Annotated in this window: 1 protein-coding gene; it reads right to left on the bottom strand. The window is 63.8% G+C overall.

The window, feature by feature from the left end; translation table 11 throughout:
* Positions 1–74: 74 nt before the first annotated feature.
* Complete coding sequence (locus ACZ7NC_RS45505) at positions 75–1,166, bottom strand: hypothetical protein (protein WP_471498342.1); 1,092 nt, start codon at positions 1,164–1,166, stop codon at positions 75–77.
* Positions 1,167–1,702: the final 536 nt, after the last annotated feature.

Genomic DNA, 1,702 nt, shown 5'->3' with positions numbered 1-1,702 from the left:
ATCGACTCGCTTCGCAACAAGTTGATCTACCAGGAGTCCCGTTGCCTCGTTCCCGCACCCCCTTGACAAGCACCTCAAGATCCAAACGCAACGGTATTGACTTCACCTTTGGCCAGAGGTGCGGCCTGGCCGAGGACTTGGCGGGCGGCAGGATAGCGCTGGTGGGGGCGGAGTTTCTCTTTGAGGCTGCGAAGGTGGCGAGCGGTGTGAGCGGAGTGGAGGTTGGGGTAGCCAGCGAGGAATGCTTGCCAGTGGCTGATGGCTTGGTCCAGGTGACCAAGGCTCAGCAAAGTCTCAGCTAGGTGGGCGTGGGTGAGGATGCTGGCGCGGTATTCAGTGGGGGTGCGCAGGCGCAATGAAGTGCTGAGGGATTTCAGAGCGTGGTTCAGGTCGCCGAGGAGGGCGAAGGTCTGGGCGCGTTGGTAGTGGAGGGCGCCGGCCGGATAGGCGGTGAACGGGCCGGGCGCGGTGTCGGTCTGGGAGTACAGGGATTCTGCGCGGGTCAGGGCAATCAGAGCGGCATGGCGGTCATGGTGGGCTTGGACGACTGCGAGCTGCGCTTGGGTGTAGGCCTGGATGGCGGGCGGAGCATATCTGGCATGCGCGACGGCTCGTTCGGCTAGGTTCAGCACGGCGGGACCGTGGTGGCCCAGGTTGTGGGCGTGGGTAGCCATGCTGCGCAGGACGATGGCAAGGGTGGCGGAATCGCCAGCGTCGGCGGCCAGCTGGGTTGCCGCCTGGTAGTAGTGCTGGGCAGGTCGGTCGTGTCCACTGTCGGCAGACACTGTTCCGAGCAACAAGGTCAGTTGGGCAGCGGCAGGCAGCAGATCACTGTGGACCTGGGTACGGGCACGGGTATGCAGGCCGGGGAGATAGTGAGTGAGATAAGCGGCCAGCGGGGTTCGCACCAAGGCGCCGCCATACTGCTGGGCCGCGTTGTAGAACAGCACACTCATGCCACGGATGTGCTCAGCGTCGGTCGACGGGGAGAAGGTCCGGGTAGCCGACTTGGGCCGGGCGTCTGGCTGACAGGTGAGCGTAATCTCGTCGGGGACGGTCAGGGCGGCGATGCTGATCCCACACAGGTCGAACGCCGGATGGCCCGAGTTAAGCTCGGCTTGGGTGAGTCGGGTGAGTTTGTGTACAGGGTCGGCCTGCCACGACAAGTCCACGACGGTGTCGGGAGAGTGGCTCAGGCCTGCTTCGTGTGGGGTGACGAGTCTTCCCAACCTGCGGGAGAGGCACTCCAGTAGCAGGGTGGGGGCGGGTGGCCGGGGCTGTGTGCCGTCCAGCCAGCGACATATGGTGCTGCGGTCAAAGGCGACCGCAAGGCCCTGTTCGGCTGCTACCGCCCGCAGCGCACGCGCAAGTTGCGCGTGGCTCAATCCAGCCGAGTGCATGAGTGTCTGTAAGCGGGTGTTGGGCGAGCGCTGCACAAATGCCACCGCCTTCCTTTTCCTGAAAGCGCGACCAGCCACCAACCCAGATACACTCTGAGCCTGCCCGTTGCCAAGGCCGGGCCCCACGGACCAGAACAAACCGGCAACAGATGAGGTTTGAACCGTTCCGGGTTTGATCGAGACTCTAGATTGGCTGTGTAAGGAATCAGGCTCTGCCTTGATTTTCGTAGCGGGTGATCGAATCCGTCGCGGTTCCCGGGGCTCTGGGGGCACACTGGAGGGTGTATGTCCTCGAGTTGGAG

The sequence above is a fragment of the Streptomyces sp. NPDC111802 genome (assembly GCF_055634335.1).
The sequence above is the reverse complement of the archived record's forward strand: the minus strand, read 5'-3'. Positions and strand labels throughout refer to the sequence as shown.